The 14561-nt window shown below is 63.4% G+C and carries 17 protein-coding genes; 4 read left to right on the top strand and 13 right to left on the bottom strand.

Going from position 1 to position 14561, the window contains the following annotated elements:
• Positions 1–38: 38 nt before the first annotated feature.
• Entirely contained in the window at positions 39–788 is a 750-nt protein-coding gene (locus BM43_RS15935) for an IclR family transcriptional regulator (RefSeq protein ID WP_013689164.1), read from the bottom strand.
• Between the two features lie 288 nt (positions 789–1076).
• Here BM43_RS15935 and BM43_RS15930 point away from each other — a divergent pair, with 288 nt between their 5' ends.
• Positions 1077–1790 (top strand): DUF4396 domain-containing protein, encoded by a 714-nt coding sequence (locus BM43_RS15930; RefSeq protein WP_036054733.1) that lies wholly within the window; start codon positions 1077–1079, stop codon positions 1788–1790.
• Complete coding sequence (locus tag BM43_RS42815; RefSeq protein ID WP_464149502.1) at positions 1791–1991, top strand: four-helix bundle copper-binding protein; 201 nt, start codon at positions 1791–1793, stop codon at positions 1989–1991.
• Between the two features lie 101 nt (positions 1992–2092).
• Here BM43_RS42815 and BM43_RS15925 read toward each other — a convergent pair whose 3' ends face one another.
• From BM43_RS15925 to BM43_RS15900, 6 genes are read right to left on the bottom strand one after another with little or no spacing between them, the layout of a single operon-like run.
• Positions 2093–2620 carry an inositol monophosphatase family protein gene (locus tag BM43_RS15925; protein WP_052409139.1) on the bottom strand — a complete coding sequence of 176 codons (528 nt, stop codon included), beginning with the start codon at positions 2618–2620 and terminating at the stop codon, positions 2093–2095.
• 49 nt (positions 2621–2669) lie between these two features.
• Positions 2670–3503 carry a shikimate dehydrogenase gene (gene aroE, locus BM43_RS15920; protein ID WP_036054735.1) on the bottom strand — a complete coding sequence of 278 codons (834 nt, stop codon included), beginning with the start codon at positions 3501–3503 and terminating at the stop codon, positions 2670–2672.
• Positions 3503–4723 carry a CaiB/BaiF CoA transferase family protein gene (locus tag BM43_RS15915; protein WP_036054737.1) on the bottom strand — a complete coding sequence of 407 codons (1221 nt, stop codon included), beginning with the start codon at positions 4721–4723 and terminating at the stop codon, positions 3503–3505. The genes aroE and BM43_RS15915 overlap by 1 nt, the downstream gene beginning before the upstream one ends.
• The gene (locus BM43_RS15910; RefSeq protein ID WP_013689160.1) at positions 4723–5181 is read right to left on the bottom strand and encodes a MaoC family dehydratase; all 459 of its coding nucleotides are present in this window, start codon (positions 5179–5181) and stop codon (positions 4723–4725) included. The genes BM43_RS15915 and BM43_RS15910 overlap by 1 nt, the downstream gene beginning before the upstream one ends.
• Before the next feature lies 1 nt (position 5182).
• Complete coding sequence (locus BM43_RS15905) at positions 5183–5575, bottom strand: VOC family protein (RefSeq protein ID WP_036054738.1); 393 nt, start codon at positions 5573–5575, stop codon at positions 5183–5185.
• Positions 5572–6522 (bottom strand): ketopantoate reductase family protein, encoded by a 951-nt coding sequence (locus BM43_RS15900; protein WP_036033096.1) that lies wholly within the window; start codon positions 6520–6522, stop codon positions 5572–5574. The genes BM43_RS15905 and BM43_RS15900 overlap by 4 nt, the downstream gene beginning before the upstream one ends.
• Before the next feature lie 306 nt (positions 6523–6828).
• Between BM43_RS15900 and BM43_RS15895 the strand changes: the two genes are divergently transcribed.
• The gene (locus tag BM43_RS15895) at positions 6829–7734 is read left to right on the top strand and encodes a LysR family transcriptional regulator (RefSeq protein WP_036054739.1); all 906 of its coding nucleotides are present in this window, start codon (positions 6829–6831) and stop codon (positions 7732–7734) included.
• A 150-nt stretch (positions 7735–7884) separates the two neighbouring features.
• On the opposite strand, the gene BM43_RS15890 is transcribed toward BM43_RS15895, so the two are convergent.
• From BM43_RS15890 to BM43_RS15880, 3 genes are all read right to left on the bottom strand, one after another.
• Complete coding sequence (locus BM43_RS15890; RefSeq protein ID WP_036054740.1) at positions 7885–8475, bottom strand: HD domain-containing protein; 591 nt, start codon at positions 8473–8475, stop codon at positions 7885–7887.
• Between the two features lie 97 nt (positions 8476–8572).
• The gene (locus BM43_RS15885) at positions 8573–9496 is read right to left on the bottom strand and encodes a LysR family transcriptional regulator (RefSeq protein ID WP_036054742.1); all 924 of its coding nucleotides are present in this window, start codon (positions 9494–9496) and stop codon (positions 8573–8575) included.
• Positions 9497–9764: 268 nt separating this feature from the next.
• The gene (locus tag BM43_RS15880; RefSeq protein WP_036056999.1) at positions 9765–10709 is read right to left on the bottom strand and encodes an AraC family transcriptional regulator; all 945 of its coding nucleotides are present in this window, start codon (positions 10707–10709) and stop codon (positions 9765–9767) included.
• 221 nt (positions 10710–10930) lie between these two features.
• On the opposite strand from BM43_RS15880, the gene BM43_RS15875 reads away from it, so the two are divergent.
• Entirely contained in the window at positions 10931–11896 is a 966-nt protein-coding gene (locus tag BM43_RS15875; protein WP_126240255.1) for a hypothetical protein, read from the top strand.
• 336 nt (positions 11897–12232) lie between these two features.
• Here BM43_RS15875 and BM43_RS15870 read toward each other — a convergent pair whose 3' ends face one another.
• The 3 genes from BM43_RS15870 to BM43_RS15860 are packed head-to-tail and all read right to left on the bottom strand — an operon-like array spanning position 12233 to position 14533.
• Complete coding sequence (locus tag BM43_RS15870) at positions 12233–12955, bottom strand: class II aldolase and adducin N-terminal domain-containing protein (protein ID WP_036033098.1); 723 nt, start codon at positions 12953–12955, stop codon at positions 12233–12235.
• A 43-nt stretch (positions 12956–12998) separates the two neighbouring features.
• Positions 12999–13856 (bottom strand): amino acid ABC transporter ATP-binding protein, encoded by an 858-nt coding sequence (locus tag BM43_RS15865; RefSeq protein ID WP_036054744.1) that lies wholly within the window; start codon positions 13854–13856, stop codon positions 12999–13001.
• Positions 13857–13870: 14 nt separating this feature from the next.
• Positions 13871–14533 (bottom strand): amino acid ABC transporter permease, encoded by a 663-nt coding sequence (locus BM43_RS15860; RefSeq protein WP_036054745.1) that lies wholly within the window; start codon positions 14531–14533, stop codon positions 13871–13873.
• Positions 14534–14561: the final 28 nt, after the last annotated feature.

Raw genomic sequence — 14561 nt, 5'->3', positions numbered from 1 at the left:
GGCTCCAGAGGGTGTGGTCGTCGTTGAGTGGGTGAGGCTCAGGCGGATTGCAGTCGGCCCGAAATGCTGTTGGCCGTTCGCACGGTCCAGTCGGCGAGTTGTCGTTCGCGCCCCGCCGCGCGCGAGGACGGGGCCATCAGCGTGATCGACGCGCTCGCGCCGGCGCCACGCGACATCCGCCTGAACACCGGCGCGCTCACGCCCCACACGCCGGGGTCGACCTCGCTGTCGCTCACGGCGTAACCGCGCGCGCGAATGCGCTCGAGTTCCATTTCAAGGGCGGCCCGCGCCGTGTCGTCGCCGGCGAACTGGCGCTCCAGCGCTTCGTTGCGCGTTTTCTCCGCCATGAAGGCGAGCAGCGACTTGGCGGACGCGCCCGCGCGCAACGGCACCGCGCGGCCCTTTTCGAACGAGCAACGCAGCGAGTGCGTGCTCTCGACCATCTCGAGGCAGATCACCTGGTCGTTCACGGCGACGATCAGCCCGACGCTCTCCTGCGTCGCGCGCGAGAGCTCCGCCATGCCGTCGCGGCTCGCCTCGACCAGCATCGAATTGATGTCGAAGCCGAGCGCGAGCTGCAGGCTCACGGGGCCGGGGGCATAGCAGCCCGCGTCCTCCGTCACGAAGCCCCAGCGCTTGAGCAGCGTGATCTGGCGATAGAGCGTGCTTTGCGCGAGGCCCGTCACGCCGAGCATGTCCTTCACGGACATGGCCTTACCGTGGCTCGCGAGCGCGGTAAGCACGAGCAGCAGGCGCTCGGCGCCGATGACGCTGGATTCCTGTTTCACCCTGAGCCTTGCCCGAAGAGATGCGATTCCGATGACTCAGAATGCCACAACGCTCCCGCTGGACAAAAATACGATTCCCATCGAATGGGAATGATGGATTCGTGTTTGCGCTGACGCCTACCTGAAGCCGTGCCCAGTCGCGGCGGTACCGGTTCGGTCAGTGACGCGGCTAGCCTGAAGGCAACACTCGGCCAGATGAATCGACCGATCGAACGACAAAAAATCGGTTCTCCGAATGGAACGTGTCTTGCTGGCTGCCTGGTATTGGACTCGCCGACAGGAGCAGCGATGACCTACGGAACCTTCCCTGCCTGGTTGGACAAGCTATCGGCCGCATGGATCGTCTTGGGGGCGTTCTGTGCCCTTGTGATCGTCTTTGACGAAGTTCGCCGCCCACAAAAAATGTGGATCATGAACCTCGTCTGGCCCCTGACCGCATTGTTTGGAACGATTTTCTGGGTCGCCGCCTACTACGTGTGGGGACGGAATGTTACTGACGCGGGACACGAGACCGACGAGCAGCCGTTCGTCGCAATGGTGATGAAAGGCACGAGCCACTGCGGCGCGGGCTGTACGCTGGGAGACATCCTTGTCGAATGGCTGGCTTTCGCCTTCCCCGCCTTGGCGGTCTGGTTCGGGTGGCATACCGTGTTTAATGAAAAAACGTTCGCCGTCTGGATCGCCGATTTCCTCCTTGCTTTTCTGTTCGGCATAATTTTTCAGTACTTCACCATCAAACCGATGCGGGGACTCTCGGCAGGCGCGGGTGTGATTGCGGCCGTCAAGGCGGATATCGCGTCGATTGCGGCCTGGCAGGTGGGCATGTACGGCCTCATGGCCATCATCCAGTTCCTATGGTTCAAGCCGGCCTACGGAGGTATCGCGAACGTTGCGAGCCCTGAATTCTGGTTCGCCATGCAGTTGGGGATGCTGGCAGGGTTCGCCACCAGCTATCCGGTTAACTGGTGGCTGATCCATTCGGGAATGAAGGAAAAAATGTAGATTCTCCTCGCTCCACGCCGCGCTCAGGATTTTGGGTGCGCTTCCGAATGCAACGAGCATCAACACGAACACTGCAGGCGATGCGCCGAATCCTGCCGGCATCGCACGGAAGTACCGAACCCGGCAAGCGGCGATAACAGGTCGGAACGGCCCAGCATGACGGAGGGTTTCCGGACAAATCCTGCCCCGGCGGTCGAATAGCTACTTGGCTGCCGCTAACGGAAAGTGATCGTCAGCACGACCATGCGTGGCGAAGGTAAAAACCGCAATCGACCACGTCGAGCGCGGCGAGACCGAGCGTTTCAAGCCGCCGACGTGGCCGCATCGCCTTCGGCCGCGGTGGCGCGCGCGATCATTGCAACTAGCGCGCGATGCAACTTCGCGTTGGTGCCGAGCACGCCGTCTCCCGACCAACCGAATCGTTCGTTTCGAAGATCGGTCACGGTTCCCCCGGCTTCGCGGATCAGCAAGGCTCCCGCAAGCCAGTCGGCGGCGTCATCGCCCGTTTCAAGGTAGGCATCCAGCCGTCCCGCCGCCACGTAGGCGAGCTGCAACGAGGTGGCCGCCATCGGCCGCATCACGAACACTTCGCGAGCGAGCGCTCCAAACAACCGAATGGCCGCTTCCTGTGCTTCCGGGCCGACCTGAATGCGCGGCGCGACAGCGGTACCGACCACGGCCGCCGGCAATTCCGCTTTCAGCGAGACCCGAACGGGACGGCCATTGAGCGTTGCGCCCTCATTGGCGACCGCGACGAACAGTTCATCGAGTGCAGGGTCGAAGACGCTCGAAAAGAGCGTCTCTCGGCGGAGGGCGTCTGTGCTAAACATCCGCGCTCCACTCGAGCTCCCCCCATCACGCCGACAGCTTCCCAATGCGTCAATCGAGAGGAAAGGTGAGCCGGTCGATCACCGCCCGGGTTCGAGGACGCACGCCGCGCCACCACGAGAACGCCTCGGCTGCCTGTTCGACGAGCATGCCGACGCCGTCGGCGATACCCAGGACACCGGCATCGCGTGCGAGTCGCAGGAAAGGCGTGAGGCGCTTTCCATAGGCGAGTTCGTAAGCCGTGCTGCCTGCACCGAACACGCTCGGCGGTACAGGCGGCAGTTCGCCCGTGAGACTCGCCGATGTCGCGTTGACCACCAGGTCGAAGCCGCCCATCGCGGCGAGCTCGCCATACCCGCAGGCGACGAGCGAGTCCTGCGTCTCGACTTGCGCCAGGAGCCCTTCGACCTTCCCGACGTCGCGGTTCGCGACGACCAGCTCGGCGGGCCGCGCGGCGATGAACGGCAGCAAGGCACCCCGCACCGCGCCTCCCGCGCCGAGCAGCAGCACGCGCTTGCCGGCCATCGGCAGCTCAAGGTTGACTTCGATATCGCGGACGAGGCCAACGCCGTCGAAGTTCTCGGCGATGATCCGGCCGTCCCTGAAACTCAGAGCATTCGCCGCGCCGGCGAGCATTGCCCGTTCACTGCGTTCGTCGGCCATCGCGAACGCCTTCAGCTTGAACGGGGCGGTCACGTTCAAGCCCTTGCCCCCGCCGGCAATGAACGACCGGACGGTGGCCTCGAACGCGCCGTCCGGATGCAAGGGTCCTTCGATGGCCGTGTACACCATGTCCTGTTTCGATGCTTCGGCGAACAGTCCATGAATCAACGGGGACTTTGTATGGCCGATCGGATTGCCGATCACGGCGTACTGGTCGCTCATCAAGGCCTCGCTTTCGAATACAGCACGCCATCGGCCTGCATCGCATCGATCTCGGCCGCGCCGAACCCGAGCGACGCGGCCACCTCCGCGTTATGTTGACCGAGGTCCGGTCCGACATCGCGGATGCTCGTGTCGCAGTCGGAGAAGCGAAACGGCAGGTCAGGCAGGCGCAGCTTGCCGAAGCGCGGATGCTCCTGCTCGATCACCATGCCTCGCGCGACGATCTGCGGGTCCGCCAGCACCTCGTCGATGCGCTGCACTTTCGCGCAAGGCACGTCGATGCCGTCGAGCAGTTCGAGCACCTCGGCAACTGGGCGCCCCGCCACCCACGGCTTCACGACCGACAGGATGTCCAGGCGGTTGGCGTTGCGGCCGTTCAGGCTGTGGAACCGCGCGTCCGTGCCGAAACCGGCAGGTCCGCCGTGTGCCTCGACAAGCGCGGCAAAGCGCTTCCACGCGTCGTCCACCTGCGCGGCGATGACCAGGTCGCCGTCCGCGGCCCGGAACACGCCGTAAAGCGTGGACGAGGGCATGTCGTGACCGGTCTGCTCGGGGACGATGCCCTGCATCGTGTAGCACTGCACGGCGTACTCGTGCATCGACACCAGGGTGTCGTACAAGGCCATGTCGATATGCTGGCCACGACCGCTCCTCATGCGCCCCAGCAACGCGGCGTTGATCGCGGCCACCGCGTGAATGCCGGTGTACATGTCGCCGAGGGAAATGCGCATCAGCGGCGGCGGCTCCCCCGGGTTGCCGATCATCTGCATGATGCCGCTCTTCGCTTCGGCGATCAGGCCGAAGCCGGCCCGATGCGCGTCGGGTCCCGTATGGCCGTAGGCGGAGATGGAGCAGTAGACGAGCTTGGGATTGCGCGCCGACAGTTCCTCGTAACCGAGCCCGAGCCTGGCCAGTGCACCCGGGCGGTAATTCTCCACGAATACATCGGCCGAGTCGCACAGGCGCAGCATGAAGTCCTTTCCACGAGGATCGCGCATGTTGACGCTGACGCCGCGCTTGCCCATGTTCAACTGCAGGAAATAAGCACTTTGCTCGTCGTCCAATATGGTGGCGTGCTGGCGCCCCGGATCGCCGCTGCCTGGGCGCTCCACCTTGATCACGTCGGCGCCGAGCGCCGCGAGGCAACGTCCGACGTAGGGAGCAGCGAGAAAATGGCTGTAGTCGACAACGCGAATACCCTCGAGGGGACGTGCCTGCATCACAATGCTCCCGGGCGGCGCGGCACCATCAGACGATGCTCGCCATGCTGGACGACCTGGCCGTCCTGGTTGATCAACTCCGATGGCAGCACGACGATGCCCCAATCCGGGCGGCTCTTGCTTGCCCGCATCATGCCGACGCGAAACTTCACGTGCAACACGTCGTTCACCTTGATCGGCAGGTTGAAGTCCCACGTCCACCCGAGCGACATGCCCGGCAAGAAACGGTATTCGCTCTGGGTTTTGAGGCCGTCCGCAATCGACAGGCCGAACAGGCCGTGCGCGACGATCGAACCGAAATGGCTGGCATTGGCATACTCCTCATCGACATGGACGGGCGTGTGATCGCCAGTCAGGTCGGCATAGGCGAGAATGCGCTCCCTGGTCACCGTATAAGTCGGACTCGTGCACGCGTCGCCCTCGCGGGCGTCGTCCCAGTATTTATCGACAATCGTCATCTCAGGCCTCCGCGCGCGGGTTGATATCCAGTGCACGCGCCACGCAGGAGGCGGGCCTAGCCTGGATCAGTTCGACAGCCAGGCCGTCGGGCAGGCGCAACCAGTTGCGGCCCTGCGGCATCTCGCTGACCTGGTAGCGCTGCGCCGCGGCCAGCGCGGCCTCCATGTCTTCGCACATCACGCCGAGGTGGCCGAGCCGCCCCTCGGGCGCATCATGGTTCGGGTCGTGCATGAATTGCAGGCCGCCGAGCGTCCAATACTGGCGAGGTGCGTCGAGCGTGCCGTCGACCTCGCGCATCGTCATGCCCAGCACGTCCTCGAAAAACCGGATATGCCAGTGGATGTCCTTCACCCAGATGGCCACGTGTTCCAGATAAGCCTTGCTGCCGTTCATGCGCTTGTCTCCCTTCTTTTTCGATCGGCCATGCAGCGTTCGATGCCCTTGATACAGGCAACGAGGGTCGCGTTGACCGGAGTCGGCACGCCGTGACGTTGCCCCCAGCGCACCACCGCACCGTTGATGAAGTCGATTTCGGTGATGGATCCTTTTTCGAGGCTTTGCAGCATCGATGTCTTGAAGCCCGACGAAAGCCCCGCGCCGGCCAGCGTCCAGGCACGCTCGGGTTCGGTGGTCGAGAGCTTGACGCCAGCGGCATCGGCGACCGTCATCGCTTCGGCTACCGCCGCGAGCGCGACCTTCTTCAGCAGCGGTTCGTCGTAGAGCTGCCCATAGGTGAGCCCAGTGGTGCCCGTCAGTGCGCCGGTGGCGACGTTGACCAGCAACTTGTCCCACATCGTGCCGACGATATTGGCGCTGACGCTCGTGTCCAGTCCCGATGCGTTGAACGTTGCGGCGATGGCATTCACGCGAGCGCTGATCCGCCCGTCCAGCTCGCCGATATGGGTGGCCTTTCCGACGACCCCGGACTCGATATGCCCCGGGCCGCGCATCACGCCGCCGACATAGGTCTTGCCGGCCAGCACCCGTTCGCGCCCGACGATGTCGGCCAGCATGTCTTCGTGTCCCAGCCCGTTCTGCAATGACAGGACCAGCGTGTCGGGACCCAGCAGGGCGAGTGAGCCGCGCATCGCCGCGTCGGTGTCGAACGACTTGACCAGCACGATGACCAGATCGACAACACCGGCCTCGGCGGCGCGCGTCGTGGCGTGGACTTTCACGCGACGGGAACCGCTCGCATCGTCGACCTGCAGACCGTCACGCACCATTGCGTCGACATGGGCCGCCGAGCGATTCAGCAGCCAGACCTCGTTGCCGCCTTCGCTCAGCGCCGCGCCAATCGCGCAGCCCAGCGCCCCCGCACCCAGAATTGCAATCTTCACCGCCACCTCCTTGACAGGGAGATCACGATACAAGTCGCAAACCATGCCGGCAATTCAATGGAATAAATAGCGTCATTGCTTGGCGCAATAACGGTGCATCCACCGAAACCTTTTTATGGGTCGCCGATCGGGGCTCTTGGCAGGGCGCACCCAGTTGCGCAGCGTCGCAACCACGAGCTGCGGGCTGGGGAAAGCGAGCGTCGATCGACGGCGATTTCGTCCCGGCCTGGAACGCAAGCGACGAGCCGGCCCTCATTCGCGCGATGCTATGATTTCCATCACGTCATTGCACTGCACAATAGCTCCATGAACCCGACCGAACTACCCGATCTGAAGCTGCTGCAGCTGTTCGATCTTCTTTACGACGTCCGCAGCGTCACCCGCGTGGCCGAGCAGCTTGGCCAGAGTCAGCCGACGATCAGCATCTGGTTGGGGCGCTTGCGGGAGCATCTGCAGGACCCGCTATTCGTCCGGACTCCTGCCGGCATGGCGCCGACGCCGCAAGCCGACGCATTGATCGGGCCTTGCCGCGAAATCCTGGAGTCGCTGCGACGCTTCACTGCCTGGGAAATCGCATTCGATCCCGCCACGGCCAAGCGGCGTTTCCGGATCTGCATGACCGACGCCAGCCATATCACGCTATTGCCACGCATGCTGGCGCACGTGCGCATGCGGGCGCCTGGCCTACGCCTGGAAGCCACACGCATAGACGGCAACACCGAACGGGCGCTCGAATCAGGCGAGGCGGACCTTGCAATCGGTCATGTGCCCTGGCTTGGAGGCGGAATCTATCAACAGCAGCTCTATATGCAAGACTGGATCTGTCTGGCGAATCGTCGTCATCCGCGGTTGAAAGACAAGCTCGGCCTCAAGCAATACCGCGCCGAGGGGCATGTCGCCATCGCGGCGGGAACAGGCGCGCAGCTTCTGGAGCAGGCCTTGGTGCGTGAGCACATCGAGCGCGACGTGGTGTTGGAATTGCCGGGATTCCTCGGACTTGGGGCGATCATCAAGGGCACCGACCTGATAGCGACGCTGCCGCGGCACATCGGCGAAACCCTGGCGAAACTCAATGATCTGGCGGTTCATGCCTGTCCGGTTCCGGTGGACGGCTTCGCGGTAAGGCAGCACTGGCACGCCCGGTATCATCACGAAGCGGGAAACCGCTGGCTGCGGAGCCTGGTCGTGCAATTGTTTTGCAACGCGGATTGAGCGTGCGCCGCCGTCCGCCCTCGGGCGATGGCGTGAACCGCGGAATCAGCGGTTCCGGCGCCATCATCGACTCCTTACCGATTTTGCGTCTTGCCATGCAGCACGGCGATGCGACGTCGACAGCATCCTGTCCAGGTTGGGTCAGCCACGCTAAGCGAAGACGGCAGGGTTCTTCCTACGGTTCGCGAAGAATTCCCGCATCAGCGGTTTGAACGCTTCCAGCGTGAGGCTTTCGTATGAAGTGTTGAAGGCCTTGTCGTCGTAGAGATCGACGAACTGGATGGCATCGTCGTAGTACGGACTTTCGATGAATTTCTCTCGCGTATTCTTGTCGAGACCGATCTTGTCCCAGTAGTAGTAGCCCTGGAACGTGGTGTGGTGTTGCAGGATAAAGTGGTTGCTGGGGGAAATGTAGTTCTTCAGAAGGCTCGCGATTACGGCATCGTGACTGAATGGATCGAAGAGTTCGCCGACATCGTGCAGCAGGGCACAGACGACGTATTCGTGGTCGCGGCCGTCTCGCAATGCCAGAGACGCCGACTGAAGCGAGTGCTCCAGCCGATCGATCGGAAAGCCTTCGGTGCTATGCCGAAGCTGGACAAGAAAATTGCTGTACAGATTCGTCAGGTATTCCGGATCCGTATAGTGATTGAGGCCTTGCACGATGCGTTCCACGTCGGACAGCGTCGACTCGGCCATCGTCGTGTAGGTCGGCTGGGGAAGGCCGCTGGCGGTTTGCATGTTCTTCTCCTTGGTTGGAGCCCTTGGGCGCTAAGAGTGAGGCCAGTCTAGCTTTTGAGCGGGCGCCCAACCACGGAAGAAATCCTAAAAGATTGTTTCAGGTTTTTGCGGGACCGTCCGGCGAATCGAACCATTGGATAACGTGATCGATAAAAGCCGTGGCGATGCGGCTGTTTCTCTTTCTGGTCGGGTAGACGAGACAGACGTCGACATTGAGATCGCGCAGTCGATATTCGGGAAGTAACTGGATCAGTTTGCCGCCGGCGATGGCTGTCTGCGCGAGCCGCTGAGGGAGCACGGAGAAGCCGCATCCGGACAACGTGAGTTCGTGGAGCATCTGTGCGTTGTTGCAGATGACCTGGGGTACGAGATCGATGATCTCGTCGTCCTCTGCGCCCTCCGCCGCGGCGAGGCGAAGGCTCATGCCTCGACGATCACCAGGCCGGCCGAGAAACACCAATTTCTGGAGATCGGAAGGCGTCGATATCCGGCCTGCATTGGACAGGTAACGAGGCGCGGCGGCGATCACGTACGAGTATGTGATCAATTGACGGGCGACGACCGTTTCCGTCGGAATCAGGTAGTCGGCAAGGAGGGCGACTTCGACGGCTTCGTCGACGAGGTTGAAACCGTCGTCCATCGTGAAGAAATCCAACTGGATCAACGGGTAGCGATGCACGAAGTCCGCGACGACAGGCGCCATGTGAGAGAACGCGACGGCACTTCCGGACATCACCTTGAGGCGGCCGCGCAGGGCATCGTTGGCCGACGTGACCTGGTTCTCGGTGTCGTCTATCAGCTCGAGCGCGCGTTTGCATCCTTCCAGATACGTCGCGCCGGCGTCAGTCAATGAAATGCGTCGCGTCGTCCGCTGGAAAAGCCTGATATTCAGGCGCTCCTCCAACTGGCCGATTAAACGCGTAATGGTTGGGACCGAGCTGTTGAGTTGTTCGGCCGCGCGGCTGAAGCTTCCTGCCTCGGCCACCCGTTCGAAAGCCCGCATCGCATTCAAGACGTCCATGGCGCGCGTCCGCAAGGGCTGCTTGTTGTCGAATAGGTAATCTTATAGGAGCCTTCGTAGCGGTGGAATATCCGCGCGGCGACTCGATGGCAAGTACAGGTGGAACCTGTCGTGACGAGGTTCGAGTCGGATCGGCACCGTGCTGCGCCAGCGGTGAGGCCAATCACGCTGAACCGCGCCGGGAATTTCGCCGGCTTGTTGGTTTAAGTTGATGCCGACGCGTTGGCGATATGTAAGAGTTGCCCCGGCTGCGCCGAGCATCGACACTTCACGACCTGTTCCCATGGAGACGCGCGGCGGCCATTAGTCTGCCGTTTCTCATGGCTGAGATATCACGCCCCGGGGGCTGGCCGAACAGGCGCCGGTATTCCCTGCTAAATTGCGTCGGACTTTCATAACCAACCCGCATGGCCGCGCTAGCGGCGTCCAGTTCCTCGCTTAGCATCAGCCGACGGGCCGCGTGCAGCCGAAGCAGCTTCTGATACTGGATCGGTGTCATCGTCGTCATGTCGCGAAACTGACGATAAAGCGTTGCCACACCGACACCGCAGATTCGGGCCAGCTCTTCCACCCGGCACGCTTTTGCATAGTGAATCCTCAGCCAGGCGACCGCCTCCGAGACCTTGTTCGATGGCGATCCGTCCCGCAGCGTGTGCCGCAGATAGTCACCAGCCGGTCCCGCCAGCAGCCGGTACACGATCTCCTTATGCAACAGCGGTGCGAGAACGCGCACATCGTCCGGCTGCGCGAGAAGCGCGACCAACCTCGCCAACGCGTCGAGCAAACCTTCGTCCAACGGCGCGATCGCGAACCCCGATCTCACGGACCCTGCGTCACGCGCCGTGTTTTCCATCTCGGCGAGTACTTGACGAGCCACGGCGAGATCAAGGCGAACCTGCAACGCCGTATAGGGCGCGTGCGCACTCGCATCAGGCACTTCAATGATCGTTGGCAGGCCGATCGACGTAAACAGGAAGCGACCTGGATCGTAGGTGTACCGTTGATTGCCGAGCAGCACATGCTTCTCGCCCTCCGCGCAAACGCAGATGCTCGGCTCGTAGAGGTAAGGCCTGGCGACCAGCGGCTGCGTGATACGTCCGACCCTAAGATGAGGTACATGCGTGGCGCCGTCCTCGCGGAGGTGCTGGTAAGCGGCGACGCCTCGCGCGATACGCGCATGCAGTTCCCGCAGGCGTCGATCGAGCTGTTTCACGGAACTCCTCTGGATGAAGGCCCGCCGCCTGGATGCGGCGATGTCGCCAATGATAACAACGGATCTTCTCATCGTTCTCGCGAGAAGATCAGGCAATGATTTGCGAGTATGTGTCTACCGAATTGCCGGTCTCGCGCCATAGAATCAACGCTTAACGTTCACTGTCTTCCAATATGACCTCGACTACACGGCAGCGCGTCGCCATAATCGGCGCAGGCGCGATGGGCGTCACGACCGCCTATCATCTCAGCCACGAGTCAATCGACATCGATCTGCTCGTCCGTCCTGAGCGTGCTCCCGACATCCCTTCCGCCTATCAAATTTACTCCTACGACGATGGAGCAATCCACACGCTCGACCGGTTCGGCGTGCTGACGGAACCCGAGCAGCTTTCAAGGAAGGACTACTCGTTTGTCGTGCTCGCGCTCGATGGCGCATCGCTATCGAGCGACGAAGGCCGCCTGTTGCTGGCGAAGACCGGAGACGCTGTTCGGCAACGCGATACGGCGCTGATCGTCGGCGGCATTGGCTTCGGCATGCGTGAACTCGTAAGCGACGCGAGTTGTCTCGACGCTGAAAAAGTACTCTGTGGTCGACTAGGCCTGCTTTGCCACAGGGTCTCTCCCGACTTCGTGCCCGCGCACGACGCCATTTCACGACCAGACATCGCCGGAGCAGATTTCGCAATGCGTCATCTCAGCGACGTTTGTTTTGCTATGGAAGATCGCAACGCCGTGGCGCACGAATTTGCGAGGCTTTTCGATCGATCGGCCATCGCCAGATGCATCGTCGTGACGCCTGAGCAGTTTGGCCTCCAGAGCCGGGCGATATTTCCGCTGTTCGCGCTCAGTGAAATTCTTGGATGGCCAGCGGCCGATGCACTGACCAAAAACGTCGAGCTATGGTCGCTCACTGTAGAAGCGGTGCGAGCGATTCAAGGCTTGAACGAGCATGGCGAGGCGGGAAAAAAAGCGGCGGCCGAACTGACCGGGCAGACGCTGATCGCGATGTGGAAGCATATGGAACAGACGTCCCTGCCTTTGAACTGGCAGCAGTTCAACGCTTACCAGCACGGCAAACGGGTAAAGGCGGCGGACAAGCTTCTGCTTCAGGACTGCGTCGCTGCGGGGGCTCGGGAAGGTCGAGACATGAGCGCCGTGCGCGAGATCCTGGGCATGTGGCATTGATCGCGATCGGTCCGATTTTCGATTCGCGCCTTGTTTTTTCCGCGCAAGCTCACACGCCGTCCGGTAGTAAAGCGTGGGCGCCGCCGATGCGCGGAACCTGCCGCTCACGGGGAGAGGCGCGGTTTTTCATACGCGAATAAACCGACCCACCACTGGGGGGCTGAATTCGTATTTCGTGCCGAACCGGCCGGCTCCTGATCGTGGAAGAGACCGTCGGGGCGAACACGAAGGCTGCTGGCAAGGCGACGACTCGGGGACGGCCAGCTCGCAGCATCGCGCTGCCGGTCGCCTGAGCCGATCTCCGTACTTGATGCGTGCCGCCTCGGCCGCCCTGCCTCAGTCGCGATAAGACGGCGACGCCTCGTCAAGAACACGCTTCATCTCCTCGAAATGCGCGATCGAGAAATCGCGAATCCCCTCCCAGTCGCGCGCGGTGCGCTCGGCCACCTGATCCGACAAGACGTTGATCGGCTTGCCGGTGGCATAGGCGTTGACGAGGATCTGGCAGGCGCGCTCCAGCGTGTACATGTCGTCGAATGCCTCGCCGATGGTTTCCGCCGTGACCAGCACGCCGTGATTGCCCATCATCAGCCGCGACTTGCCATCGAGCAGCGCGACGAGGCGCGCGCCCTCGTCGTCCGAATCGGCCATGCCCGAGAACGAGGTGTCGAGCGCGACGCGCCGGAAGTAGCGCGCGGTGTTCTGTTCGATCGGCAGGATGGTCGGATCGGCCAGCGTGGCGATCGTGGTCGCATGGATCGGATGCAGGTGCATCGCCACGCGTACCTGCGGCAGGCGCCGGTGCAACTGGCCGTGGATCGCCCAGGCGGTCGGATCGACGCTGCCGTCGGCCACGCAGGACGGATCGTCGGCGTCGAGCAGCACCAGGTCGCTGGCCCTGATCCGCGAGAAGTGCTGCCATTTTCGGTTCATCAGGAAGCGGCGGCCATCGTCGGAGACGGCGACGCTGAAATGATTGGCGACCGCCTCGTGCATGTCCAGGCGGGCAAAGCAGCGGAACGCGGCGGCGAGATCGATACGAAGCTGGGTTTCGGTCATGGCGGGGAACGGTAGGGAAACGGAAGAATCGGCGGTGCGGCGCTCATGCGCCGCCGGCCACGGCCTGTACGGCAGAATCGGCATCGTCGGCCGCCCAGAACGCGTTGCGGTCGAGATAGTTCTGCAGGAACTGACGCAGCCGCGGGTTCTCCGAGCGGCGGAACAGCTCGCGCGGCGCGCCCTGCGCGGCGATACGCCCCTGGTCGATGAACACCACGGTATCGGCCATCTGCGCGGCGAAGCCCATCTCGTGCGTGACGACGGCCATCGTCATGCCGTCGCGCGCGAGCTGCTTCATCACCTGCAGCACCTCGCCCACCAGCTCGGGATCGAGCGCCGAGGTGGGCTCGTCGAACAACATGATGGTCGGCTCCATCGCGAGCGCGCGCGCGATCGCCACGCGCTGCTGCTGGCCGCCCGACATCCGCGCCGGGCGCGCGTCGGCGCGATGCGACAGCCCCACCATCTCGAGCATGGCGCCGGCCCGGCGCGCGGCCTCGTCGCGCGAGAGCCGGCGCACGCGCAGCAGCGCTTCATGCACGTTGCCGAGCGCGCTCATGTGCGGCCACAGGTTGAATTGCTGGAACACCATGCCGACGTTGCGGCGCACGCGGTTGATCTCGGCCTGCGAGGCACGCACGCGCCCCCCGCCGCGCTCGGTATAGCCGAGCAGCTCGCCTTCGATGCGCACCGCGCCGTGATCGTAGGTCTCGAGCCCGGCCAGGCAGCGCAGCAGCGTGCTCTTGCCCGAACCGGACGGCCCGACGATGCAGACCACCTCCGACTTCGCGATGCACAGATCCACGCCGCGCAGCACGTCGGTGTGGCCGAAGCGCTTGTAGAGCCCCTCGACGGCGATCAGCGGCGCGCTGGCGGGTCGGGAGGAATCGGGTATGCCCATGCGTGGCTCCGGGGTCAGGCGAACAGCCGGCCGACGCGCCGCTCGGCGAGCGCGCCGGCCCACGTCGCGAGTTCGACCAGCAACAGATAACAGACCGACAGCGCGAGCAGCGTCTCGACGAACGCGAAGCTCGCCGAGCCGATCCCGGTCAGCACGAAGGTCAGCTCCGGCACCGTCACGATCGACAGCACCGCCGTCTCCTTGCTCAAGACGATCGTCAGGTTGGTCAGCGCCGGCAGGATCAGCGCCAGCATCTGCGGCAGCTGGATCCGCGCGATCGTCTGCCAGCGCGTCAGGCCGAGACAGGCCGCGGCCTCCAGGTGGCCCGCCGGGATCGCGGCGAAGCCCGAGCGAAACGCCTCGGTGAAATACGCGCCCGCGTACAGCGACAGGCTCGCGATGCCGGCCGGCAGCGGATCGAGCGTCAGCCCGAACGCCGGGCCGCCGTAATACAGCAGGAACAGCTGTACCAGAAACGGCGTGCCGCGAAACAGTTCGATGTACACCCGGATCGCGGCCCGGGCGCCCCGCCCGCCCAGTTGCTGCGCCAACGCGGCGGCGAAGCCGATCGCGAGGCCGAGCGCGACGCTCGCGACCCAGCTGCCGACCGTGAGCGCGAGGCCGCCGCCGATCTGCGGCAGGTTGTGGGTAATGACGGCGGGATCGAAATTCGACATGCGCGGGCTTCCGGACGGGGCGCGGCGC

The organism is Burkholderia gladioli (assembly GCF_000959725.1).
Taxonomy (GTDB): Bacteria; Pseudomonadota; Gammaproteobacteria; order Burkholderiales; family Burkholderiaceae; genus Burkholderia; species Burkholderia gladioli.
Note: the sequence above shows the minus strand (reverse complement) of the source record. Positions and strands in the feature narration are given on the sequence as shown.